Genomic DNA, 22,693 nt, shown 5'->3' with positions numbered 1-22,693 from the left:
AATGCTTCGCAATGCCGCCGGATAAAGTAGTTTTTAGAAATAGAGCAGATACCGTGAGGACGTAGTTTTCCCATTAACAATAGGATGGATCTTTTTAATGGGGTTAAAAGTGAACGATCCAATACGTTCAAAAAGTATCATCTGTATGACTTATAAAGCTTCAAACCGCGAAAGCATTGTCCATTCAGAATAGGCAGGTCTCCTGACTTGTAACGGTTTTTATCATCCTTCCCGCTTGCACAGTGGATATTCTTGGACAAAAACCTTTGGTATGCTACTTACAGTTGCGCGACAGCTCGTGATTCTCACACGATTCCCTATTAATCTACCTTAAGTAAAACCTCTTCTGTTTGATGAAGAATGTTAAAGAACAAAATCTGGAGTAAAGGTATTGATTAAAGTGAATTGATTGGTTTAATGCCTTAAATTAAGAATATAATCCTGTTTTAATTTTATTTTAAAGTCATATATTCTGTACATTTGAAAAAAATAACCCTAAAAAGAATATTATTCTGTGGAAAGACTTGACGAAAAGGATCTTCAGCTGCTAAGAATCCTCCAAAAGAATGCGAAACTTACCGTAAAGGAGCTTGCCAAAGAGATTAATCTTTCACCATCACCTGTTTTCGAGCGGGTGAAAAGGCTGGAGCAGGAGGGATACATCAAACATTATGCAGCGGTTCTGGAAGCAGAAAAACTGAATCGCGGTTTTACGGTTTTTTGCCAGATCAAACTTAAGATCCATGACCGTTCCGTGGGAAATCAATTTGTTGAAGAAATTGTACAGATTGACGAGGTTGCCGAATGCTATAATATTTCCGGGGATTTTGATTTTCTGCTCAAAGTTCAGGTAAGGGATATGAAGCATTACCAGGATTTTGTATTCAATAAACTGGGCTCAGTAGATTCCATCGGTAGTGCACACAGCACTTTTGTGATGGCTGAAGTGAAAAATATTCATGGGGTGAGTATTTAGAAAATAAAAAACAGGATCCCAAAGAATACTGCCCTTATAATTTTTAAATTTTTAAATCATTCAATTTTTCAATCAAAATCACGGCTCATCACAATCTGCCTTCAGTTTTGTAAAGACCTTATCAAATTTTTCATAGAGCGTACCTTCATCATTCGGGTCGGGCCTGAAACTGCCATTGGCACAGTTGTAGAAGCCGAAACCAATCAGTTGGATCAGGGCATAATCATCTTTCCTTGGATCGTTGAATTGGGCCTTGAATTTATCAATGACTAATTGCGGATTAGAATTCTCTTTGCTTTTGGCTTCCACAAAGTTTTTCCAGACGGTGTACATTTTTTGTTTGTCAGGAGAAGAAACTGCGTCGATATATTCTTTGCAGGTAGTGTAATATTTGCTGTTTTTCAATGAAGCTGGATCAGAATAGGCGATAAGATCTTCTTTTTTCAGCTGGTATTCGTTTTCAAAAGTCTGAATGGTTTCCTGGTGAAGTTTTTTCCATTCCGGAAGATTGATGACCTGTATAGCGTACAGCTCTTTTTTCTTTTCCTGGTATTGCTTTTCCAGTTGCTGCAGATAGATGTTTTTATTTTTTCGGACATCGTCAAGATCAGAAAGCTTAAAGACACTATGGCTGTCAAACAAACCGCTGTTAAACTGATAGAGAAGTTTATTAACTCCGTCTATTTCCTCTTTTTTGTATTTTCCGGGATCAAAATATCCTTTATTTTCACAGTTAAAGGTTTGGTACGTATACAATACCAGAGTATTGGTCTTCGTTGTTTTTTTCTGTCCCCAGACGGTTACAGAAAGAGCCAGTGAAAGGGTAATTAGTAATTTTTTCATAGATCCGGACAGGCGATGTTTTTTTGAAAATATTTTTTAGTATTCAGCTGTAAAATTAATATTTTAGATTTGAATTAGAAAGAGTTTCTATCTTATCTTAATGGACTGAGATAGGTTTAGTATCATGAGTACTGACTTACTTCAATGAGGTTCATATCCGGATCGCGGAAATACACAGATTTTATTTTCCCCAGAGCACCGGTTCTTTCGACAATTCCCTCGACAATTTCTATATTTTTCTGTTTCAGCTCTTCCAGCACCTCCTGAATATCCGTTTTTGCAATAAAGCAAAGGTCTGCGGAGCCGCAGGTAGGGTTTTCCGCTTTTGGTTCAAATTCATGACCTTTCTGATGCAGATTGATCTTTTGGTTCCCGAATGTCAGGGCTTTTCTTCCTTCCCCGAAAGTGATTCCCTGAAAGCCCAGAATAGAGGTGTAAAATTCTACGGTTTTATCAATGCTGGCAACGGTGAGGACGATGTGGTCTAGGTTTTCTATTTCCATTTTCTTTTTTTATTACCCTTATTTATAGATCTGCTTATTGTTTTTTAATTTTAAAATAATAGTTTTGATATAAATTAATATCTATGAGTTCTCTTATCTTTTTTTATCTTTTTATTTTGTTGATCTATGGTTCATTAGCATATCTTGTTATGAGGTATTTTAATAGATGGACTTTAAAATCTCAGTATAAAACATTATGGAATACGCTGATCTTCATTGGCTCATTGGCTCTGCTTCTGGTCATTTCATTTATTATTTTTATCAATACTGTCAGTTTCGAGCGGTAATGTTTTTTGATGTATAATAAAAAATGCTATAGAAAGATTGATCATCATTGAAACCCAGACGTTCAGTCCGTAAAATAGTTCATAATCATATACACTTTCCTGATAGAACACATTTTTGATCATTCTGAAAGTGATGGCCGTAATGGTAATGGCATAGCTAAGGATCATGTATTTCCTGTGTCCTGTACTATTTCCTTTTTTAATCAAAAGAACAGCTTTAATAGTGAAGCAGGCCCAAAGAATATCCTGTAAAATAAATCCGGTAATTCCTATCAGTCCACCATTGGAAAACAATCCCAGAACAAAACACGCTGGAACATTAATGAAGAGAATATTGTAAACGTAAATGCGCCCTATCCAGTGATGCAATTTTCTGTTTTCTGATAAAAACCGATTCGAAAATTGAGTCAGTCCGGCCAGAAGACAAAGCGTGACAGAAAAAATATGAATGTAAAAAAAAGCCATCCAATATGGATTGTGAACCACTTTCTGTTTAAATAGCAGAAAACCCACATTTTTGTCAAAACCTGTATATTGGGAGATGGTTTTCAGCATCAGTATACTGAAAATCAAAATGGCAAGGATAGAAAGTACCCTGATGATCTTTATCCCAAGAGATCTGTTCATTGGTTTTAGCTGCTTAAAACATCTTTAATCTGCGTTTCCGTTTCGGTGACTTTTTTTTCGTTTTGAGGCTTTTCCTGACAGCAGATCATACTTAGCAAAGCCAAAGTGGGTAATAACTTTCTCATCTTGTTTTTATAGAATACCTTTAATCCGTAAATGCTGCAACAGCATAATGGTTTTAGCATCCATGATTTCTCCTGTATCTACCATAGAAAGTGCCTGCTCAAAAGGAAGTTCCAAAACTTCAATATGTTCACCTTCTTCTTCCAGTCCGCCGCCATCTGCAATTTTCATTTCAGCAGAATATTCAGCCGTGAAAAAATGAAGAATCTCCGTTACAGAACCGGGTGACATATAGGCTTCAAATACTTTTTCCACTGTCGATATTTTGTATCCCGTTTCTTCTTCTGTTTCTCTTTTGATGCATTCTTCAGGATGATCATTATCCAGTAAACCTGCGCAGGCTTCGATGAGCATTCCTGTTGTATTTCCATTGATGAAAGTCGGGAGTCTGAATTGTCTGGTAAGAATCACCGTTCCTGCCATTTTATTATAAAGCAGTATTACCGCTCCGTTTCCGCGGTCATAAGCTTCTCTGCTTTGGGTTTCCTTGGTTCCGTCTTTCTTTTCAATGCTGTAAGTGACTTTATTGAGGGTGTACCAGTTGTCTGATAAAATTTCTGTTGTAAGAATAGTAATGTTAGGATTCTGCATAGTTTATTGATAAAATCTTTTGAATGATTTTTATTTTGTTTGATGATGAATTAATAAATTTTCCAATGCCTTTTTCAAATCAGGAAACTGAAACTGAAATCCGGTATCCGTAATTTTTTGCGCAGAAGCCCGGGAACCTTCCAGCAAAGCATCTGCCAGTTCTCCAAAAATCAATTTCAGAACAAACGATGGCACATTAGGCATAAACAAAGGTTTCTTTAGAACTTCGGCCATCTTTTTCGTCAGGTTTTCATTGGTGGTGTGTTGTGGAGAGACCGCATTGTAAGCTCCGTCCATATGAGTGTTTTTCAAAGCGGAAGCATAGATCGAGCAGATGTCTTCAATGTGAATCCATGGCATATATTGTTTTCCGCTTCCTAAAGGAGATCCTATTCCGTATTGTATGGTGGGTAGCATTTTTTTCAGAGCACCATCTTCTTTAGACAGAACCACGGCTGTCCTTACTTTTACCACTCTTTCGGCAAGATTCTGCTCTTTAAATTCATCAGCTGCTTTTTCCCATACCACCACTACTTCACTCAGAAAATCATTTCCGGGAGGATCTTGTTCCGTATAGATTTTATCGGTAGTTACTGTGCCATAATAATTGATTCCAGAGGCAGAAATGAATGATTTAAGTTTAATATTCTTCTTTCTTAATGTTTTCAAAAGAAGTTCCGCAGAATCTACCCGGCTGGAGATTAACTCTTTTTTTCGCTCATCTGTCCAGCGCTTTTCAGAGATATTAGCTCCTGCAAGATGAATGATGTGAGACACATTCTCCAACGCAGATTCGTCCATTGTTCCCTTTTTGAGGTCCCATTCAAAATCATTTTCATGTTTTTTCTTTCGGGTAAGGAATCTTACGGTGTATTCTTTTTCTATTTTTTTAGACAACGTACGGGCGATCATGCCACCACCGCCGGTTATCAGAACAATTTCTTTCATAATACTTTATTTTGGATGATGTAGAATTAAGCCTGATTTCTTACAATCAGAACAAAGTCTTCTTCTAAAAGTTTATACCCGTAATCATAAATAAACCGATATTCAGAACCGTTTTTATAAACTTTCAGTTGGGTGAAGTAATCAAAATCAAAACCCAAGCCATCCATTCGGGATTTTGCAATTTTGGCTTTACCATCCGTATTCAGTTCCATCAGGATCCGGTAGTTTTTACGGAGTTTGTTGTTCACATTCCGCATCAGATTGGTGGAATCTTTGTTCTGCTTATTGTTATAGGCATTACGGCAGGCATCATTGCAGAACTTTTTATCAGATCTTCCGATAATTTTTTCGCCACATTCAAGACATTCCATGGTTTTATTTTTTCATTTTGTGTGTATGCTCATGTTTTTTCCGTAATAACCTTTTGAATCTGCTGTGGTTGGGATAGCTCCTGTTTGCTGTCAAATTGTTGAACAATAAAGCGGTAAGCAGAAGAATGATACAACCCGACAATACAGGAGAAAGAACGTACCAATATCCCAGCTCTGGAATCTTTCCTGCAGAACTCACCGCGATAAGGGCGGTGGCTCCTCCGGGTGGGTGAAGTGTTTTGGTATACTGCATCATCACAATAGAAAGGGCTACGGCCAGCGGTGCAGAGAGCCAGATAATATCAGGAACGATTTTATACACGGTAACCCCTACAATAGCTGAAATAACGTGTCCCCCTATAAGATTTCTGGGTTGTGCCAAAGGGCTCTGGATAGCACCATAAATCAAAACACTGGAGGCTCCGAAAGACCCGATCAGGAATATATTTTCTGTAGCGGATACAGAATGGGACTGGATAAAAGCAATGATTCCAATTCCTACAAACGCTCCCAGAAATGACCAGAAATGTTCTTTATAGTCAACAAGCGTTTCCTTATAGATCACGTATTTTGATACTCTGAATGTTCTTTTGATCGTCTTCTTCATTAATCTTCTTTATTTTTTATTATTTGAATTAAATTCTTTACAAACGGTTGGGTATAAGATCCGGCTTTATCATCATCAGGATTTAGCACCGTGATTTCTATTCCGAAGCATAGGGGAGAGTGGACCAGCGGTTTCAGGATTTCCCTTAGATTCGTATAGTCGATTCCGTCATCCATTCTGCTGTCTACAGCGGGCATCAGTTCATCACTCAAAACATCCACATCAAGATGAATGAAAAAGCCGTCCAATGCTTTGCTATAAACCATTTTTAAAAAATCTCCGGCTGTTTTTCCGAAGCCATTTTTTCGAAGCTCGTACAGATCAAAATAATGAATGTCAGAATGAATGATCTGCTGTACATATTCATCATCATCAGTTTCCGCATTTCCTGCACAATAGATGTTTTCTTCTAAAAAATAGGGTTTGAGCCCTTGAATATCGGTTAATTTTTCATGTCCTGTTCCGGTAATAATGGCAAGATCCATTCCTGCAGCCGCAGCGGTTTCTGAAAGATGAGCGGGAATAAAATCGGTATGCCCATCAAGGTAGAATAATCCGAAATTTCCAAGCTTTTTTAATGCCAGAGCAGTTCCTATCAGGATACTGCAATCACCTCCAAGTATAATGTTGAAAGCGTCTTCTTTATGGTTTTCTGAAATAAAGTCTGCCTGTTCCTTGGCATATTCGATAATGCCCTCTGCATTTAAAACCCCCGATTCCTGATCAATTTCCATCGAATAGTCAGGTGCATCCAGTCTGAAAATATTTTGAGGATTGATTTCTTTGTGAAAATCAAATTTTCTGAACCCGTCCGGAAGCTTTCTGACACCGGGCTCGATTTCGTGCTCTTTTTTCTTTAATCCCAAATTGAGAGGAAACTCAAAAATATTGATGTCCCTTTTCATAGATGATATTTGCTCAAAGGTACGGAATTATCCGTTTGAAAACGGGTAAAGTTCTACAGAAGATCTTTTCTTGAATGTTTTTTGACTGATATTGTGATAAGAATAATCCAAGAAAATCATCATATCATTTTAAAATTTCAACCGATGGAAACTGATCATAAATTTTAACCTCTGAATTAAAGAATAGTCACAATTTTTTTCCAATTAAAAATAAATGAATTTTATCAAAAGAAATTGATTTCAATTACCCTCTTTAACGAAGAGTCTAAAAATTTAAAAAAGAATCTTAATCGACCACAAACGACTACAAACGAATTTAAATAGTTTATAACCGATTATGATGCTGCAGCGTGACAATCTTTGCAACAGAGATTTGAGAAACACAGTGAACGTCTCTGATCTGAATTATTAATCTTAAAAATTTTAAAGCTATGTCACTAAGAAACAAAGTAACATTAATTGGTTACACAGGAAAAGAAGTTGAAACGGTAAACTTCGAAAACGGAAATGTAAAAGCAAGTGTGTCTCTGGCAACCAGCGATCATTACACCAATGCCAAAGGCGAAAAAGTAGAAGAAACACAATGGCACAATCTGATTGCTTTTGGAAAAACAGCTGAGATCCTTCAGAAATTCGTACCCAAAGGAAAAGAAATTGCTATTGAAGGAAAGCTTACCTATAGGTCATATGATGATAAAGAGGGTTTGAAACGATATATTACAGAGATCAAAGTAGATGAAATTCTTCTTTTGGGAGGCAAATAATTCTAAAAGCATAAATGATGAAAATAAGAGTTTTTAAAATCAGGCTTCCCGAAGAATTTCTCTACAAAGATCAAAAAACACTTGATCACTTTCTGGAAGTGAATGAAATTATAAAAGTGGAAACCGCTTTTGTAAATGATGAATCTTATTGGTCTGTTGTCCTGTATTTTGAAGAGCCTAAAACGGCTAAAAGTATAGTGAAAGAACCAAAGGCAGTAAAATACTCTGCAGATAATGACGTTTTAAACTCCGATGAAGAAAAAATTTTAGATGCCCTGAAATACTGGAGATCAGAGAAGGCGAAAGAACAGAATCTCCCCACTTATTTTATCGCGAGCAACAAAGAACTCATGTCTGTAGCCAAGTACAAGCCTGTGAAAAAAGAAGAGCTGCTTGAGATCAAAGGTTTCGGAAAACATAAGATTGAAAATTATGGTGAAGAGATTCTGGAGATCCTGGAAAGCGTATGATTTTTCAGATGCAATAATGATTAATACATCGGGAACTGGAGACGATTTCTTCTCCAGTTTTTTATGTTTCGGAAAAGTCCTTTCAATTCCTTATTTTTGCACTGCTTATCTATTCAATCTGTAAAAGTTATTGTAGAAAAAGGCTTTAGAGAACGTATGTTTAAAGTTTGATTCCTGACTCATTTAAAATGATGTCAGGGAGAAATAAAAGATTTTCAAAAACTTAAGTGTTCTTATAAACCATTTTTATGATCAGCTTCAATGAAACTTAAGTGGTTTGCTTTTGTGTATTTTGTGGTTTGAATTTTCGGATTAGTTTAAGTAGGTTTAATTATTAATATCATTTATCAATTATAAAATGAAGCCAAGTTTAGCAAAAGGAACGAGAGATTTTACAGCACAGGAAGTTTCCAGAAGAAAATATATCATCAATATTTTACAGAAGAATTTCGAATTATTCGGATTTCAACCTTTGGAGACACCAAGCTTTGAAAATCTTTCAACCTTGACAGGAAAGTACGGAGAAGAAGGAGACCGACTGATCTTTAAAATTTTAAATTCAGGAGAATACGCCTCAAAAGTGAATCAGGAAGACTGGGACAATAAAAACCATCAGAAACTGATTTCACAAATTTCTGATAAAGCCCTTCGTTATGACCTTACCGTACCTTTTGCAAGATTCGTAGCGATGAATCATGGAAAGCTTACCTTTCCATACAAGCGTTATCAGATTCAGCCTGTATGGAGAGCAGACCGTCCGCAGAAAGGAAGATTCAGAGAGTTTTACCAGTGTGATGCCGATGTGGTAGGAAGTGAAAGCCTGTTGCAGGAAGTGGATTTGGTTCAGCTGTATCTGAAATCGTTCTCAGATCTTAAAATTCCTGTTACCATTCATATGAACAACAGAAAGATTCTTTCCGGTTTGGCAGAATATGCTGGGATTACAGATAAACTGATCGAATTTACTGTGGCTTTGGACAAGCTCGATAAGATCGGGAAAGATGGAGTCGTAAAGGAGTTGCTTGAAAGAGAAATTTCTCAGGAATCTATAGATAAATTAGAATTTTTATTTAATCAGTCAGATGATGCTCTGGAAAATCTTTTGCAGCTAAAAGAGAAGTTTGCAGACAGTGAAATAGGACTGAAAGGAGTAGAAGAGCTGGAGTTTGTTCTGACTCAATCTATGAATCTTGGGGTAGACATGCAGAATCTTGTATTCAATATTACCCTTGCTAGAGGTTTGGATTATTATACCGGAGCTATTTTCGAAGTAAAAGCAGATGAGGTAGCCATGGGATCTATTGGAGGTGGTGGAAGATATGATAACCTTACAGAAGTTTTCGGAGTTAAAAATATTCCGGGAATTGGGGTTTCCTTTGGTTTGGATAGGGTTTACCTGGTGATGGAAGAGCTTAGTCTTTTCCCTGAAGAAGCTTCAACTCAAGTAGAATATCTGTTTGCTAATTTCGGAGGAGAAGGAATGGTAGAAGCTTTAAAACTGATTATGAAGTTAAGAGAAAAAGGAATTTCTGCTGAACTTTATCCTGAAAATGCAAAACTGAATAAACAGTTTACCTATGCAGAAAAGAAAGGAATTAAAAACCTTGTTTTCTTAGGAGAAGAAGAGATTAAAAACGGAACGGTTACTTTTAAAGATCTTGCTGCCGGAGAGCAGAACACACTTTCCCTGGAAGAATTTTTAGGATAATATCCAAAAAAAATATAAACAAAAAGCATTATCGATCAGGTAATGCTTTTTATTTTTATTGAATCCAAAACATTGTTTACTTTTTGATAAGATATCATCGCGTTAAATAATTTGTTTTAAAATAGTGGTTTATAGCTTTCCGTATTTTAGAAAAAAATTAAATTTGTAATATCTACCATTTATAAAAACAAATAATGAGTGAAAAATCAAGATTAGACGAAATAAAAGATGAGCTGGAAATATTAGATATCAATCCCACCATTTTTGCCAGAAAAGAAATTCATGCCCTGCCGGACGTGCTTTCAGAGAATGAAAAAATTGTATATCTGATTGAGGGAAGAAATAAACTGACCAATCACCATATTATCTTAGTAGCTACAGAAAGAAGATTGATTTTTGTAGATAAAGAATTCATGTATGGATTGAAAGTAGAAGATTTTTCTTATGATAAAGTAAGCTCTATACAATATGAAAAGTCTTTGATGCTGGCCTCTATAGATATTCATATCTCTGAGAATATTCTGGAAATCGATAACGTTGGGAAATATTATGCAGAATTATTTTGTGAAAAAGTAAGAGAATTGATGGCCGGTGCCAAGGAATACTTTAAAAGTCAGTCAGAACCTACCGTATTAGATCAGTTGGAACAGTTGGGAAGATTGAAGGACAGTGGAATTTTAACGGAAGAAGAATTCTTTGCACAGAAGAAAAAACTCATGGAGAAGCTCTAAAAAAGAATGATGGAAAATATTGAATATCAGATTAGAAAAATAAATCCCGATCTTTTTTCATGGGCACATTCAGAAATGAGTGACTTTTCTGATTTTCTGATGGAAAGTGAAAATATGATTCATATGATCGACGGAATTTATGACGGTAATGCCGTTTTTTTTCTATCTACCAATCGACGGTTAATTTTAAAAGGAATCGGAACAGATTTTATAGAAGTAATTCCTTATGAAAAAATTACCTTAATCAATTACCTGAAACCTCAGGAGATGATCTCTGTTTATACGGAAGATAAAGTTTTTGGCGTTGGAAAAGTTGGTGAAATGATGGCATCAGAATTTAATAAAAGAGTGAATATCTTTATATTTGGCCATAATCAGGATGACACAAAAGGAGAGAATGATCATGAAGAATCTGTTTTCGTTTTATTGGAACAGCTTGGGAAATTGAGAGAAGGGGGAATCTTAACAGAGGAAGAATTTTCATTACAAAAGAAAAAATTACTGGAAAGATTGTAATATTATCTTCATTATCAACACAAATTTGTAATTTGGGTTGATGCTAATACCGTTTAGCATTAATCAATTAAACTATTAAACATAAAACCAGATGAACACTGAATGTTCTTTATGCGGAACTCCGCTTACATCGATGGATACGCTTTTAGGCGAAAATAAGCTTTCAGATGGAGGGATTCTCTGCAATAAATGTCTGAATAAAGCGACGAATATCAATAAAGACCTTGTATCCGACCTTGGAAATTATAACATTGTCCAGATCAGAAATATGGTACTGAACGGAGGCGGTGAACAGGAAATGGCTATTGAAACTGAAGAATTTCAAACCATCCAAATCGCCCAACCCCGGATTGTAGAAACGCCATCTCAAAGTATTCAGTTTACCTATACACCGGACGCACCTTCAAGACTTGACGAAATTAAAGATCAAATTGTAGCAACGGGTGCCAAACTCAGCCTTTTTGTAGACAGCGAAGTGGAGGAATTGGTCAATGTTCTGGATGACAATGAAAAACTTATTGCGATTGCAGAAGGGAAATATCTTTATAATAATCTGGAAGGAATCGTGGTTTCAACAGAGAAAAGAATCATTTTCATTGATAAAAAGTTTTTCGGCGGTGTTTTTGAAAATGAATTTCCGCTGCACAAAGTAAGTTCGGTACAACACGATACCCATCTGATGTCCTCAACACTAAAAGTATATACACCCGGTTTTACGGCCGAATTTAAGCTGTACATAAAGAGTGCGGCAAAAAACTTCTATGATGCCGTAAAGGATTATATAGGCCGTTCTGAGGATCAGATCAGGCTTCAGCAGATGCAAGCAACGATCCAACAACAACAACAACAACAAGCAGTACAGCAACCTCAGCCTGCTCATTCAAATTCTGAACAGAAAGAAGCGCCTGCCATCATTTTTGATCAGCTTGAAAAATTGGGAAAACTTCGGGAATTAGGGATTCTTACCGAAGACGAATTTGCAGAGCAAAAGAAAAAATTGCTGGCTAAACTTTAAAATATAAAAAAATGAGCAATACCTGTGCATTATGCAACGCTGAACTAACGTCGATAGACACCCTTTTAGGCGAAAACAAGCTTTCAGACGGTGGCAATCTGTGCAATAAATGCCTGGATAAAGTAAGCAGTACCCATCAGGAACTTCTGTACAATCTCAATGCGTTCAGTATCAATGATATTAAAAGCCTGGTTCAAACAGGGAAAATAGAACCCGAAACAGAAAATACCAAAGAAAAAACAGAAGAAATTCAGATAGAAAGTTTGGTTCAATTTAATGAGTCGGGTAATATGCCCAATGATATTTATAAGAGAAGACTGAAGGAAATAAAATATCAGCTGGAGCAGGTGGGTGCCAATCTTTCTATGTTCACAAAAGGAGAAATCAAGGAACTACCTCGTATACTTGCTGCAGATGAGGTAATTCTTGCGGCTACCGATGCTCAGTTTTTAAAAACAGTAGATGCCGGAATCTTGCTGGTAACCCCAAAAAGAATGGCTTCGGTCTCCAAGGCTATGTTGGCCCCGGTAAAGGTAAATTCATACCCCAACGAAACCATTACCGAAGTAAGTTTTGTAAGCAATCCCTTATCTCCGGTGATAAAAATCCATACCGAAAACAGAGTCGTAGAATTCGAATGTTTCTGTGACAGGCTGGATGCGGAAAGATTCTACGGTTTTATCAACAAAATTTATAATCAGGTTAAAGTTGAGAAACAAATAGCTCCAACAAAAGAAGCAGCATCAGCTCTTATTTTTGAACAGCTTGAAAAACTAGGTCAATTAAGAGAAAACGGAATTTTGACCGAAGAAGAATTTGCAGAACAGAAAAAGAAACTGCTGGAGCAGCTTTCGTAAATAAAAAACGGAAAAAGCATGAAAACCAAAGGATCTCATGAGGTGGTAGAAAAATGGCTCAAGGCCTGGTCGTTATCCAGAAAACTTCCACTTCCCGTAAGATATCAATCGGGTTTTAAAGTAGAAGTAGGAGAGGAAAAGCAAAAAATGCGATATGTTTTTTCTGAGGTTAATAATGATTTTCTTGAGCTTTCCAACCAGATTGATGATTCCTGGATTTATCTCAAAGTCTGCGCTTCTCCGGATGAGGTCACAAAAGTGGTTTCAGAAAAATGGATATTGCAGCCTCCCGGATATATGATGTGCTGTTTCGGACCGATGAAGAATGCTGTAACAGATCTTTGTAAAGGATACCGGATTGAATCCGAAGAATATAATTCTACAACAGTAATCAAAATCATTACAGAAAGTGGTGAACAGGCTTCTATTGGACGTATTGTACTCGTAGATGATCTTGCAGTTTATGATCGAATTGTAACAGAAGAAAATCACCGGAAAAAAGGTCTCGCCACTTTCCTCATGCGGGAACTTGAAAAGATCGCTTTATCTAAAGATATCTCCAACAATTTTCTGGTAGCAACAGAGCAGGGGAGAACGCTCTATCAATCGATAGGATGGGAACTTTACAGTAATTATACTTCTATCGTTATTCCCGGTATTTGATTTCATACCATAGTTCCAATGATTTACTAAGGTTTAAAAAATTAATGAATAAAAAAATAACCATCATTTTTACTTCCACTGTATTGATGTGCAATGCCCGATCCGACACCTACCGTTTTGAACCCCACGATCTCACGAAAGAAAGGGAAGGAGTATTTCTGGATGGTGTAAACGAATTCCCAGAGAAAGCATTACCGGGAGCCAGGATAATTTCTGTAAATCCCTATCAGGAGATTTAAAACATTAGTTATATTAGCCTAAACAATCATAACCATGGAAAACTACTTAGAAATCAATAAAAAATCCTGGAATGCCAAAGTAGATCCGCATTTGAAGTCGGATTTTTATTTCGTGGATGAATTTTTACAGGGTAGAAATTCACTCAACTCTATAGAACTTGACCTTTTGGGAGATATAAGAGGCAAAAGTATTCTGCATTTGCAGTGTCATTTTGGACAGGACTCTATTTCGCTCTCTAGAATGGGAGCAGAAGTAACCGGCGTAGATTTGTCGGATAAAGCCATTGAAGCGGCACGGGATCTTGCACAGAAATGCGGGACTGATACAAAATTTATTTGTTCAGATGTCTATAGTCTGCCGGATATTCTCAATCAGAAATTTGATATTGTCTATACCAGCTATGGCGTAGTAGGCTGGCTTCCTGATCTCGACCAATGGGCGGGATTGATTAATCATTTTCTAAAACCGGGTGGGAAGTTGGTGATGGCGGAGTTTCATCCTGCTGTCTGGATGTTCGATGATGATTTTACAAAAGTGGCCTACAATTATTTTAATGAAAAGCCTATCGTAGAAACTTATGAAGGAACCTACGCAGATAAATCAGCGGATATTGTTCAGGAGTATGTGATGTGGAACCATTCTTTAGCTGAGGTCCTGCAAAATCTGATTAAACATACAATAGAAATTGAAATCTTCCAGGAATTTGACTGGTCGCCATATCCGTGCTTTAATCATGTAGAAGAATTTGAAAAAGGAAAATGGAGAATTGCCCATTTAGGTAATAAAATCCCTATGGTTTATAGCTTGAGAGGACAGAAGAAGTAAAGTTCTCATTTATTGATCCCATAAAAAAGTCATCATAATCCTAAGACTATGATGACTTTCTATATATGAATGTTAAAAAAACTAATCTGCTCTTAACTTAAAGAATCTTCAGCTTTTGTTTTAGCTTCGTCTACTTTGTTCTGAACCTGGGAAGCAACATCATTAGCTTTGCTTTTTACATCATTTCCCCATTTGTTTAAATTATCCTTTGCGGTATTGATCTTATCCTTTACAGCCTGCTGCTCTTCAGGAGTAGAGTTTTTGTATTTCCAAAATGCTATTGCACCAATACCTAATAAAGCTAATAATCCTTTTGTCTTATTTCCCATGATTTCTATTTTTAAATGTTGTATTAAAATTTGTTACTAATCAATATGTAAAATACGTGCCAAAAAATTCAATCATATGATAAATAAATGTTAAAATTATTGAAAGATATCAAAATTTTCTCCGTCGAAACTTGCGAAGACCATCGTAGGATAAGAATCCTGATGGTAAATATGTCCATCTTTATCAATGGCAATAGCCCCTGCGAAGCCGTCAATTGTTTTAAGTTCCTCAAAGGTCTTAGTAAAAGCCTGCTCAAGGCTCATTCCGTCGGTAGTTCTGGTGACGATCTTTGCGGCAGTAGCGTTGCTTACAATATCTTCTCCTACCCCGGTGCAGCTCACCGCACAAATAGAATTGGCATAATTTCCGGCTACCGTTGCGGAATCTGAAATTCTTCCCGGAATTTCAAAACCTTTTCCTCCCGTGGATGTTGCCACGGCCAGTTTTCCATCCTTATCAAGGGCTACACAGCCTACAGTTCCTTTACCTCCGGTCTTAAGTTTAGCTTCATATTCGCTTCTTCTTTGAGGGATTTCAGTTGAAAAATTTTCAAATCCATGCTCAGATGCATACATTTTAGCCCCGTTTCCGCCAAGCACCCTGTCATCTTCTTTGATCAGTTCCTTCGCTACAAAAACAGGATTTTTCACATCCTGAAGGTTGATCACCCCGCTTAGCTTCTGTGTTGTACCATCCATAATAGCTGCACTCATACGAATCACGCCATCGCTCTGGATCTGTGAGCCAATACCAGCGTTATACAACGGATCGTCTTCCAGAAGAGAAACGGCATAAGCCACCGTATCAAAAGCAGAGTGGGTCTGAAGATATTCAAACGCTTTTTCTGTAATATGTTTTAAAGAATTTTGTTTTGCGGTCTTTACTTCATGGCTTTGATCGCTTTCGGAGAAAAAACCGCCGTGGATGATAATTTTCATAGGAATGTAAGGGTTTGGGGTTTGAGTTGCATAGTAACTTCAGTTGTTAAATTCGTTACCGTTAGCATTACTCGTGTCTGTTTTCAAAATAAGGAGACAAGATAAGAATTTTCCCGATATCCATCTCTCATTATTCGTTATGAATTGTTCTGTATTTGTTCAAAAGTTTTCGGTTAAGACCACGACAAATGCTTCCCTCCAAGACAGAGGAATAGATCACAACCTGTAAAAATCGTAGTTTTAAAACCGAATTTCTTAATCCGGCATCACGAAACCCACAACTACTTATCCTGCGGTATCGGATTAAACTGAGAATTCTCGATGGTTAATTTCTTTGTGGTAAGATCGTAATGGTCATTCATAGACATTACGTGTACGGTAAGATTGTCAATTGAAATAGGTTCTCCGAGATTGATATTCGTTAGGTTGGTATCTTTAATGAACCTGCCGTCTACCAGAATGACAAGTCCTGAACCTACAGCAGTCATGACATCATCGTGGATGAAAAGTCCGGTGTCTTCACCTAAACCAATGCCTAGTGTTCTTGGATTGTTGACCACCGCCTGGAAAAGACGTCCGATTCTGCCTCGCTGCACAAAATGGGTATCAATGATGACATTATCAATCAGGCCAAGTCCCTGAGTTGTCTTGATTTCTCCTTTTAAAAGAGATTCTGAGCTGCTTCCCTGATAAATCATGTTTTCAGAAGCTGCAGCAGCACCGGCAGAAGTTCCGGAATAGATAAAATCCTGTTCCTGATATTTCAGTAAAATAGTATCATGAAATCGTGTTCCACCCAGAATAGAAGTCAGCCTAAGCTGATCTCCACCGGTGAACATCACCACATCAGCTGCATTAGCTCTTGCTGCCATAGCATCAGAATTGGCCTCTTCACGGTTGTGAATGTCAAGGATATTTACATTTTTGGCACCTAAAAATTCAAAAGCTTTTTTGTATTCAGTACCTACAATTTGAGGGATTTGGGAAGCGGTTGTCACAATTTCGATGACAGAGTTTTCCTTATGTTTTGATTCATTGATAATCTTTCTCAAGATTCCTCTTTCAAAGAAATTAAGGTTTTTTTCAATGTTCTGATCGAAATCGGTTTCTGCAAAACTTCCTTTGTTTACAGCGCCTCCGATAATAATTAATTTTCCAACGGGTCTCATCATAGTGTGCAAATTTAAAAAATATTTGACATTTAGCGAAATTCATACCACATTTAAATGGTTTTTAATGTTTTAGGATTGTTAATTTATTTTAATTCTTTTTTGAGAAATGTTTAAATGTGGTATAGTTTCGTTTAGGGTTTTACATTATCTTTGATTTTTGAAGGAGTTATTGTTAACTGATAAAAATGCAAATAGATTATGAAAATTGAGAAGATACAGGCACTACGCGGCCCAAATATCTGGAGTATCAGAAGAAAGAAGCTGATACAGATGAGATTGGACCTGGAAGAAATGGAAAATTATCCTACGAATAAGATCGACGGTTTCAGAGAAAGAATCCAAAAACTTATTCCGTCTCTGTTTAGCCACAGATGCTCGGAAGGAGTAGAAGGCGGATTTTTTCATAGGATAGAAACGGGAACATGGATGGGACATGTCATCGAGCACATCGCGTTGGAAATACAAACGCTGGCAGGGATGGATGTAGGTTTCGGAAGGACCAGGGAAACAAAATCACCAGGAATATATAATGTGGTCTTTAATTATATTGAAGAGAATGCCGGAATATATGCTGCTGAAGAAGCCGTAAAGATCGCAGAAGCTCTTATTGAAGATAAAGAATATGATATTCAGGCCTGTATACACAAATTGAAGGAGATCAGAGAACGTGTCCGTCTGGGCCCTTCTACAGGAAGCATCGTAGAAGAAGCCGTTTCCAGAAGGATTCCATGGATAAGATTAGGAACCAACTCTCTGGTGCAGCTTGGTTATGGGGTGAATCAACAGCGTTTTCAGGCTACCATTACCGGAAAGACAAGTTCAATTGCGGTAGATATTGCATGTAATAAAGAATTAACAAAGAAAATGCTTCACGATGCTGCTATTCCGGTTCCTATCGGGGATCTCATCGTAGATGAAGAAGGATTAAATGAAGTTATCAATAAAATTGGCTATCCTATCGTTCTCAAACCACTGGACGGAAACCACGGAAAAGGTTCTTCTATAAACGTCAACGATTGGGAAGCTGCAAAAATAGGATTGGAACATGCCCAGAAATATTCAAGAAAAGTAATTGTAGAAAAATACATTACCGGTTATGATTTCAGGGTTTTGGTCATTAATAATAAAATGGTGGCTGCCGCAAGAAGAGTTCCTGCTCATGTAGTAGGTGACGGCGAAATGAGCCTTCAGCAACTGATAGATAAAGAGAATAGCGATCCGAGAAGAGGATACGGTCACGAAAATGTCCTTACTGAAATAGAAGTGGATAAGGACACCATGGAACTTCTTGAAAAGCTCCATTATACTCTTGAAACCGTTCCTCAGAAGGGAGAAATAGTATATCTGAAGTCAACGGCTAATCTTTCTACGGGAGGAACATCCATAGATGTAACAGATATGGTGCATCCGGAAAATATCACAATGGCTGAAAGAGTCTCTAAAATTATAGGTCTGGATGTCTGTGGTATTGATATTATGGCTGAAAACCTTACACAGCCGTTAAAAGAGAGTGGAGCTGCCATTATAGAAGTAAATGCGGCACCGGGATTCAGAATGCACCTGGCACCAAGTGAAGGTCTTCCAAGAAATGTAGCGGCTCCCGTTGTGGATATGCTTTATCCTCCCGGAAAACCCTATACGATTCCTATTATTGCAGTAACAGGAACGAATGGCAAAACAACAACAACGAGACTGATCTCCCATATTGTAAAAAGCAACGGGTACAGAGTAGGTTTTACAACTTCTGACGGTATTTATATCCAAAATACCATGTTAACAAAAGGAGATACTACAGGACCGCTTTCTGCTGAATTTGTTTTAAAAGATCCTACGGTAGAATTTGCTGTTCTTGAAACGGCCAGAGGAGGTATTCTGCGTTCAGGTTTAGGCTTTTCACAGTGTGATATCGGAGTCCTGACCAATATTGAGGAAGATCATTTGGGAATGAATGATATTCATAATCTGAAAGACCTTACCAAGGTGAAGAGAGTGGTTCTGGACAGCGTGAAGAAAGGCGGATGGAGTGTGCTGAATGCTGATAATGAATATTCTATGAAGATCATGAATGATATTGACAGCAATATCGCTATCTTCAGTATGGATGAAAACAATCCTCATATCGTAAAGTTTGCCAAAGAAGGAAGAATTACCTGTATCTATGAAGAAGGTTTTGTAACCATTAAAAAAGGAGATTGGAAGATCAGAATAGGAAAAGCCAAAGACTTCCCGATTACGATGGAGGGCAAGGCGAGATTTATGATCGAAAATGTTTTGGCGGCAAGTTTAGCCAGTTACCTGTATGGTTTTGGCATTGAAGATATTTCCAATTCTCTGAGAACTTTTATCCCAAGTGCACAACTGACCCCCGGAAGGCTGAATATTTTTAAATTCAAAAGCTTTAAGGTGCTGATTGATTTTGCCCATAACCCTTCAGGGTACGAGGCCATTGAAGATTATCTTAAAAACGTAGAATCAACAAAGAAAATAGGCATTATTTCCGGAGTGGGCGACAGACGTGATAGTGATATCCGCGAGTGCGGGAAAATTGCTGGAAGAATGTTTGACTACATCATCATCAGAAATGAAAAGCACCTGAGAGGGAGAACGGAAGAAGAGATCAACGGACTGATCATTGACGGGATCAATGAAGCAGGAAGAGATGTAAGCTATGAGATTATCCCTAAAGAAATAGAAGCCCTTAAACATGCCATGGGAATGGCTGAAGACGGGACTTTTATCACCGCTTTAAGTGACGTTATTTCGAATGCTATAGACCTTGTTCAGGAGTATCAGGCAAGAGAGATGCAGGAAGAAGATAAAAATTCATAAGAAGATAAATAATGAATACAGCGGCTGAATTTTCAGCCGCTGTTCTTTTTTGTAGGTCTTAGTTTAAATGTAAAATGTTAGAAAAAGTATATTGTAACAATCAAAATAGACATTGCTTATGGAGCATTCAATGAAAAAAAATGCAGACTTGCGGATTATTTCAAATCAAACAATAGATTAGCTTTCCGGAGATGTGATTCTGGTCCTTCAGAAAAATCAAAAAAGTACTCCATCTGCCATTTTTGAGTGACTTTAGCCTGTTTGTTTTCTGTAAGATCCCAACCAGGATAGACCCTGATTCCTCTTTTTCCCATCTTGTTTTCATGAGACAAGATTCCTTTTTTTAAGAGGATTTCTTTCGGGAAAATAAAAATACCTTTCTCCTTATCTTTTGACGCTGAGATCAGGTAGAAATCATAAGGATCATCTGAATCAAACGGAGCTGTTTCTCCCTGGGCATTTCTTTTCCAGATTGTAACGAACTGTCCTGTTTTGGTAGGCGTTATTTTCGAGGTACGGAATTTTATATTGAGACCATTCATAGTAAAGCTACAGCCGGAATATTCTCTGGATTCACGATCTTCCTCTGCATTTAAAAGTTTCAGTCCAAGTGGCTGAAAAATGGTTTCATCAACATTTTTAAGAGTCATTATTTTCTTTCTGTAATTAGTAGAAATGCGGGGTTAAAGATTATTTCATGAGAGTTGATTCTAAAATCTATTCATCTCCAAAAAATGCATTAGAACTTCCGATCCAAATCGCATCTTTCTTGTTAAAATCTACATTCACCATGGCTGCTTTTGTCATTCTTCCAAGATTTTCCAGCAGAATAGGACGCTCCTCGTCTTCGTGCCATACATACAGCAGGCGGATCTCTGCTTTTGAAAACTCTCCGTTACTATCTTCAAAAATAGGTTCGTAAGTTACTTTTCTCTGCAAAATATAATTTTCCTTATCGGTGATCGCTTCTGTGATTTCTTTTGTTGGATTTAAATTGACTCCGCTGCCCGCAAATGAAAACAAAGGTTTTAATACAAAGTTTTCCAGATTTTCATGTTCAGGAAATTCATGCAGGAAATAGCTTTTCGGAACAAACTCATGTTTCAGCATCGGAAGAAGAAACTTCGAAATTTTGAAGAACCAGTTAGGATGAGTGATCCATTTTACATCAATATCTTCACGGAAATCAAATCCGGCTTTTACATCAGGAATCCGGTCCAGTTCATCAAAGATCACACGATTGTAGATTCTTTTGATTTCAACAAGTTGTCCATCTTTTTCATAGAATAATTTTCGGCCCTCTTTCTTTACTTTCGTTAGGCAGACTGTTTTTATACCAAGTAATTTTTCTGTTAATGCAAAATCTATGGCCGTTTTCTGTTTTTCCGGAAATATCTCTAGCAGAATGACATTCTCTGGATTTTCGTCGCCCACGATCAGTTTTTTTAAATGATCTTTAAACTCATCATCAGGCATTGTGTTTCTGATTTCCGAGAGAAAAGGGTAGACTTCACAAAAAGTTTCTTCAAAAGTCTTTTGAAAAGCATATAATGAAGGGAATGCCTGCAGTTCGATCAGCTGCGGTTCTATGGCTCCGTTTTCGCTTCTGCAGATTCCAAAATCTATTGTGAAAAAGTGGGGCTGAAGGGTATCATTGGGAACCCTGCAGTTTTCAGGAACAGCTTTGTAAAGAGTTTCAGCAGGAAGTCCTTTGATTTGGTCAATAATACTATTGCTGGCGTCAAGAAGTTTGTTCTTAAATTCATGGGTAAGAAAAAGGGGACTTTCTGAAATTCGGAATGCCGGGGCAATACCTCCTTTCTGAGCGAGACGCTCTTTCAGTTGTTCGTATTTCTCCTGTGAAAACTCCTGATTGAATTGCTTTCTGTATTTTGGGATCATATTTTTTTCTTTGTGGTTTGATTTTAAAAAATCGAGCAGTGATTGCCCGATTTTAGTTTTTATTATGGTTCATACAATATCTTATTTATTGTATAAAAAGTTTACGCTAAAGCTTCACTTTCTTTCAAAATGTTTTTTTTTGCTGACTGAAGAAACCTTGGCAGAATCTGGGATCTCGTAAGAATGATCTTGTTTTCATCATCGATTCTGTCTACCGTTTCAAGATATTTCTCCATTCCGAAATTCTCGATCATTGCCATTTTGTTTTTTTCGTCTTTCAGGTTTTCAATCATGCCTTGCGGATCAGCTTCCGGATGGAACTGGGTCCCGAAGATTTCATCAGAGAAACGAACAGCCATTACGGCTCTCTCCAGATTGATATGCGGTCTGGATTTCTCAATGGCCATAATTTTCATTCCTAATTCATCAAAACGATCCATGTCCGGTTCAATAAACTGATAAGCTCTTGAATCTACGGCATAAAAAGGATCCTGAAGATTTTTGAATAAAAATTCCTGTTCTCCCTCTTCTGTTTTATGAACGGGCATTACCCCAAAAGAATAAGATCTTCTTTTACAGATATTACCAAGCTTCCAGTGGATACTTGCCAATTGAAATGAATGACAAATCAGGAATAGATATTTTTTATCCTCATTATATTGGTTGTGCTCTAAAACAGCATCAAGAAAACCAGCATTCCTGTCTTCCCACTCCAGACCTTCTCTGTGTGGATTTCCCGGTCCGCCCGAAGAAATAAAAATATCAAAATCGGCAATGTTCGGCATTTCATTCTTGAACCTTACATCAAATGTTTCGATGATCACATTTTCTTCAGAGCTTTGCTGGAATGCCTCGGAAATTTCTTTAATATTTCTAAAGCCTTGATTGATATGGTTGTTGTTCATATCCAACAGAGCGATTCGAATATCTTTCATAACTACTTCATATTTTT

26 protein-coding genes and 1 riboswitch are annotated in these 22,693 nt (G+C 37.3%); of the genes, 12 read left to right on the top strand and 14 right to left on the bottom strand.

Going from position 1 to position 22,693, the window contains the following annotated elements; genetic code table 11:
- Nucleotides 1-175: 175 nt before the first annotated feature.
- A riboswitch (cobalamin riboswitch) is annotated at nt 176-360 on the bottom strand.
- Nucleotides 361-514: 154 nt separating this feature from the next.
- On the top strand, nt 515-976 hold the full coding sequence (locus BW964_RS02085) for an Lrp/AsnC family transcriptional regulator (protein WP_076504290.1): 462 nt from the start codon (nt 515-517) through the stop codon (nt 974-976).
- 78 nt (nt 977-1,054) lie between these two features.
- On the opposite strand, the gene BW964_RS02080 is transcribed toward BW964_RS02085, so the two are convergent.
- From BW964_RS02080 to BW964_RS02045, 8 genes are all read right to left on the bottom strand, one after another.
- On the bottom strand, nt 1,055-1,819 hold the full coding sequence (locus tag BW964_RS02080; RefSeq protein ID WP_076504288.1) for a hypothetical protein: 765 nt from the start codon (nt 1,817-1,819) through the stop codon (nt 1,055-1,057).
- Nucleotides 1,820-1,941: 122 nt separating this feature from the next.
- Nucleotides 1,942-2,322, bottom strand: a complete 381-nt coding sequence (locus BW964_RS02075) for a VOC family protein (RefSeq protein WP_076504287.1) — start codon at nt 2,320-2,322, stop codon at nt 1,942-1,944.
- A 245-nt stretch (nt 2,323-2,567) separates the two neighbouring features.
- Nucleotides 2,568-3,236: a DUF2306 domain-containing protein gene (locus BW964_RS02070; RefSeq protein WP_076504285.1), complete on the bottom strand. Its 669-nt coding sequence runs from the start codon at nt 3,234-3,236 to the stop codon at nt 2,568-2,570.
- A 132-nt stretch (nt 3,237-3,368) separates the two neighbouring features.
- Nucleotides 3,369-3,950 (bottom strand): GDP-mannose pyrophosphatase NudK, encoded by a 582-nt coding sequence (gene nudK, locus BW964_RS02065; protein ID WP_076504284.1) that lies wholly within the window; start codon nt 3,948-3,950, stop codon nt 3,369-3,371.
- A 30-nt stretch (nt 3,951-3,980) separates the two neighbouring features.
- Entirely contained in the window at nt 3,981-4,898 is a 918-nt protein-coding gene (locus BW964_RS02060; RefSeq protein ID WP_076504282.1) for a TIGR01777 family oxidoreductase, read from the bottom strand.
- 26 nt (nt 4,899-4,924) lie between these two features.
- A complete protein-coding gene (locus BW964_RS02055) occupies nt 4,925-5,269 on the bottom strand; it encodes a hypothetical protein (RefSeq protein WP_076504281.1) in 345 nt (114 codons plus the stop codon).
- A 4-nt stretch (nt 5,270-5,273) separates the two neighbouring features.
- Complete coding sequence (locus tag BW964_RS02050; protein ID WP_076504279.1) at nt 5,274-5,876, bottom strand: HPP family protein; 603 nt, start codon at nt 5,874-5,876, stop codon at nt 5,274-5,276.
- Nucleotides 5,876-6,781: an arginase family protein gene (locus BW964_RS02045; RefSeq protein ID WP_076504278.1), complete on the bottom strand. Its 906-nt coding sequence runs from the start codon at nt 6,779-6,781 to the stop codon at nt 5,876-5,878. The genes BW964_RS02050 and BW964_RS02045 overlap by 1 nt, the downstream gene beginning before the upstream one ends.
- Before the next feature lie 431 nt (nt 6,782-7,212).
- Here BW964_RS02045 and BW964_RS02040 point away from each other — a divergent pair, with 431 nt between their 5' ends.
- The 10 genes from BW964_RS02040 (at nt 7,213) to BW964_RS01995 (ending at nt 14,570) form a co-directional block, all read left to right on the top strand.
- On the top strand, nt 7,213-7,545 hold the full coding sequence (locus BW964_RS02040; RefSeq protein WP_076504276.1) for a single-stranded DNA-binding protein: 333 nt from the start codon (nt 7,213-7,215) through the stop codon (nt 7,543-7,545).
- A 14-nt stretch (nt 7,546-7,559) separates the two neighbouring features.
- Nucleotides 7,560-8,015 (top strand): HRDC domain-containing protein, encoded by a 456-nt coding sequence (locus BW964_RS02035; protein WP_228432103.1) that lies wholly within the window; start codon nt 7,560-7,562, stop codon nt 8,013-8,015.
- 358 nt (nt 8,016-8,373) lie between these two features.
- The gene (gene hisS / locus BW964_RS02030) at nt 8,374-9,723 is read left to right on the top strand and encodes a histidine--tRNA ligase (protein ID WP_076504274.1); all 1,350 of its coding nucleotides are present in this window, start codon (nt 8,374-8,376) and stop codon (nt 9,721-9,723) included.
- Nucleotides 9,724-9,917: 194 nt separating this feature from the next.
- Entirely contained in the window at nt 9,918-10,454 is a 537-nt protein-coding gene (locus tag BW964_RS02025) for a PH domain-containing protein (RefSeq protein ID WP_076504273.1), read from the top strand.
- A 6-nt stretch (nt 10,455-10,460) separates the two neighbouring features.
- Nucleotides 10,461-10,970 (top strand): SHOCT domain-containing protein, encoded by a 510-nt coding sequence (locus BW964_RS02020; protein ID WP_076504271.1) that lies wholly within the window; start codon nt 10,461-10,463, stop codon nt 10,968-10,970.
- Between the two features lie 91 nt (nt 10,971-11,061).
- On the top strand, nt 11,062-11,985 hold the full coding sequence (locus tag BW964_RS02015; protein ID WP_076504270.1) for a PH domain-containing protein: 924 nt from the start codon (nt 11,062-11,064) through the stop codon (nt 11,983-11,985).
- 11 nt (nt 11,986-11,996) lie between these two features.
- A complete protein-coding gene (locus tag BW964_RS02010; protein ID WP_076504268.1) occupies nt 11,997-12,842 on the top strand; it encodes an SHOCT domain-containing protein in 846 nt (281 codons plus the stop codon).
- A gap of 18 nt (nt 12,843-12,860) precedes the next feature.
- Nucleotides 12,861-13,505 (top strand): GNAT family N-acetyltransferase, encoded by a 645-nt coding sequence (locus BW964_RS02005; protein ID WP_076504266.1) that lies wholly within the window; start codon nt 12,861-12,863, stop codon nt 13,503-13,505.
- Nucleotides 13,506-13,549: 44 nt separating this feature from the next.
- Nucleotides 13,550-13,744: a hypothetical protein gene (locus tag BW964_RS02000; RefSeq protein ID WP_076504265.1), complete on the top strand. Its 195-nt coding sequence runs from the start codon at nt 13,550-13,552 to the stop codon at nt 13,742-13,744.
- A gap of 34 nt (nt 13,745-13,778) precedes the next feature.
- A complete protein-coding gene (locus BW964_RS01995; protein WP_076504263.1) occupies nt 13,779-14,570 on the top strand; it encodes a class I SAM-dependent methyltransferase in 792 nt (263 codons plus the stop codon).
- 92 nt (nt 14,571-14,662) lie between these two features.
- Here the strand turns inward: BW964_RS01995 and BW964_RS01990 are convergent, their stop codons facing one another.
- From BW964_RS01990 to BW964_RS01980, 3 genes are all read right to left on the bottom strand, one after another.
- Nucleotides 14,663-14,899: a YtxH domain-containing protein gene (locus tag BW964_RS01990; RefSeq protein WP_076504262.1), complete on the bottom strand. Its 237-nt coding sequence runs from the start codon at nt 14,897-14,899 to the stop codon at nt 14,663-14,665.
- 96 nt (nt 14,900-14,995) lie between these two features.
- Nucleotides 14,996-15,838 (bottom strand): isoaspartyl peptidase/L-asparaginase, encoded by an 843-nt coding sequence (locus BW964_RS01985; protein ID WP_076504260.1) that lies wholly within the window; start codon nt 15,836-15,838, stop codon nt 14,996-14,998.
- A 281-nt stretch (nt 15,839-16,119) separates the two neighbouring features.
- Entirely contained in the window at nt 16,120-17,010 is an 891-nt protein-coding gene (locus tag BW964_RS01980) for a cyanophycinase (protein WP_394332549.1), read from the bottom strand.
- Nucleotides 17,011-17,208: 198 nt separating this feature from the next.
- Between BW964_RS01980 and cphA the strand changes: the two genes are divergently transcribed.
- Nucleotides 17,209-19,839: a cyanophycin synthetase gene (cphA, locus tag BW964_RS01975; protein WP_076504259.1), complete on the top strand. Its 2,631-nt coding sequence runs from the start codon at nt 17,209-17,211 to the stop codon at nt 19,837-19,839.
- 155 nt (nt 19,840-19,994) lie between these two features.
- Here cphA and BW964_RS01970 read toward each other — a convergent pair whose 3' ends face one another.
- The 3 genes from BW964_RS01970 to BW964_RS01960 all read right to left on the bottom strand — a co-directional run bounded on the left by BW964_RS01970 (nt 19,995) and on the right by BW964_RS01960 (nt 22,676).
- Nucleotides 19,995-20,489, bottom strand: coding sequence for a MepB family protein (locus BW964_RS01970; protein WP_076504257.1), 495 nt, complete (start codon nt 20,487-20,489; stop codon nt 19,995-19,997).
- Nucleotides 20,490-20,556: 67 nt separating this feature from the next.
- A complete protein-coding gene (locus BW964_RS01965; protein WP_076504256.1) occupies nt 20,557-21,741 on the bottom strand; it encodes a hypothetical protein in 1,185 nt (394 codons plus the stop codon).
- 101 nt (nt 21,742-21,842) lie between these two features.
- Complete coding sequence (locus tag BW964_RS01960) at nt 21,843-22,676, bottom strand: type 1 glutamine amidotransferase (protein WP_076504254.1); 834 nt, start codon at nt 22,674-22,676, stop codon at nt 21,843-21,845.
- Between the last annotated feature and the right edge of the window lie 17 nt (nt 22,677-22,693).

The organism is Chryseobacterium shigense, assembly GCF_900156575.1.
GTDB lineage: Bacteria > Bacteroidota > Bacteroidia > Flavobacteriales > Weeksellaceae > Chryseobacterium > Chryseobacterium shigense.
Note: the sequence above shows the minus strand (reverse complement) of the source record. Positions and strands in the feature narration are given on the sequence as shown.

What these genes read in the sequence shown, in the direction of transcription:
- BW964_RS02080 (WP_076504288.1), bottom strand. Translation starts at nt 1,819, where the DNA reads ATGAAAAAATTACTAATTACCCTTTCACTGGCTCTTTCTGTAACCGTC.
- BW964_RS02075 (WP_076504287.1), bottom strand. Translation starts at nt 2,322, where the DNA reads ATGGAAATAGAAAACCTAGACCACATCGTCCTCACCGTTGCCAGCATT.
- BW964_RS02070 (WP_076504285.1), bottom strand. Translation starts at nt 3,236, where the DNA reads ATGAACAGATCTCTTGGGATAAAGATCATCAGGGTACTTTCTATCCTT.
- nudK (WP_076504284.1), bottom strand. Translation starts at nt 3,950, where the DNA reads ATGCAGAATCCTAACATTACTATTCTTACAACAGAAATTTTATCAGAC.
- BW964_RS02060 (WP_076504282.1), bottom strand. Translation starts at nt 4,898, where the DNA reads ATGAAAGAAATTGTTCTGATAACCGGCGGTGGTGGCATGATCGCCCGT.
- BW964_RS02055 (WP_076504281.1), bottom strand. Translation starts at nt 5,269, where the DNA reads ATGGAATGTCTTGAATGTGGCGAAAAAATTATCGGAAGATCTGATAAA.
- BW964_RS02050 (WP_076504279.1), bottom strand. Translation starts at nt 5,876, where the DNA reads ATGAAGAAGACGATCAAAAGAACATTCAGAGTATCAAAATACGTGATC.
- BW964_RS02045 (WP_076504278.1), bottom strand. Translation starts at nt 6,781, where the DNA reads ATGAAAAGGGACATCAATATTTTTGAGTTTCCTCTCAATTTGGGATTA.
- BW964_RS02040 (WP_076504276.1), top strand. Translation starts at nt 7,213, where the DNA reads ATGTCACTAAGAAACAAAGTAACATTAATTGGTTACACAGGAAAAGAA.
- BW964_RS02035 (WP_228432103.1), top strand. Translation starts at nt 7,560, where the DNA reads ATGATGAAAATAAGAGTTTTTAAAATCAGGCTTCCCGAAGAATTTCTC.
- hisS (WP_076504274.1), top strand. Translation starts at nt 8,374, where the DNA reads ATGAAGCCAAGTTTAGCAAAAGGAACGAGAGATTTTACAGCACAGGAA.
- BW964_RS02025 (WP_076504273.1), top strand. Translation starts at nt 9,918, where the DNA reads ATGAGTGAAAAATCAAGATTAGACGAAATAAAAGATGAGCTGGAAATA.
- BW964_RS02020 (WP_076504271.1), top strand. Translation starts at nt 10,461, where the DNA reads ATGATGGAAAATATTGAATATCAGATTAGAAAAATAAATCCCGATCTT.
- BW964_RS02015 (WP_076504270.1), top strand. Translation starts at nt 11,062, where the DNA reads ATGAACACTGAATGTTCTTTATGCGGAACTCCGCTTACATCGATGGAT.
- BW964_RS02010 (WP_076504268.1), top strand. Translation starts at nt 11,997, where the DNA reads ATGAGCAATACCTGTGCATTATGCAACGCTGAACTAACGTCGATAGAC.
- BW964_RS02005 (WP_076504266.1), top strand. Translation starts at nt 12,861, where the DNA reads ATGAAAACCAAAGGATCTCATGAGGTGGTAGAAAAATGGCTCAAGGCC.
- BW964_RS02000 (WP_076504265.1), top strand. Translation starts at nt 13,550, where the DNA reads ATGAATAAAAAAATAACCATCATTTTTACTTCCACTGTATTGATGTGC.
- BW964_RS01995 (WP_076504263.1), top strand. Translation starts at nt 13,779, where the DNA reads ATGGAAAACTACTTAGAAATCAATAAAAAATCCTGGAATGCCAAAGTA.
- BW964_RS01990 (WP_076504262.1), bottom strand. Translation starts at nt 14,899, where the DNA reads ATGGGAAATAAGACAAAAGGATTATTAGCTTTATTAGGTATTGGTGCA.
- BW964_RS01985 (WP_076504260.1), bottom strand. Translation starts at nt 15,838, where the DNA reads ATGAAAATTATCATCCACGGCGGTTTTTTCTCCGAAAGCGATCAAAGC.
- BW964_RS01980 (WP_394332549.1), bottom strand. Translation starts at nt 17,010, where the DNA reads ATGATGAGACCCGTTGGAAAATTAATTATTATCGGAGGCGCTGTAAAC.
- cphA (WP_076504259.1), top strand. Translation starts at nt 17,209, where the DNA reads ATGAAAATTGAGAAGATACAGGCACTACGCGGCCCAAATATCTGGAGT.
- BW964_RS01970 (WP_076504257.1), bottom strand. Translation starts at nt 20,489, where the DNA reads ATGACTCTTAAAAATGTTGATGAAACCATTTTTCAGCCACTTGGACTG.
- BW964_RS01965 (WP_076504256.1), bottom strand. Translation starts at nt 21,741, where the DNA reads ATGATCCCAAAATACAGAAAGCAATTCAATCAGGAGTTTTCACAGGAG.
- BW964_RS01960 (WP_076504254.1), bottom strand. Translation starts at nt 22,676, where the DNA reads ATGAAAGATATTCGAATCGCTCTGTTGGATATGAACAACAACCATATC.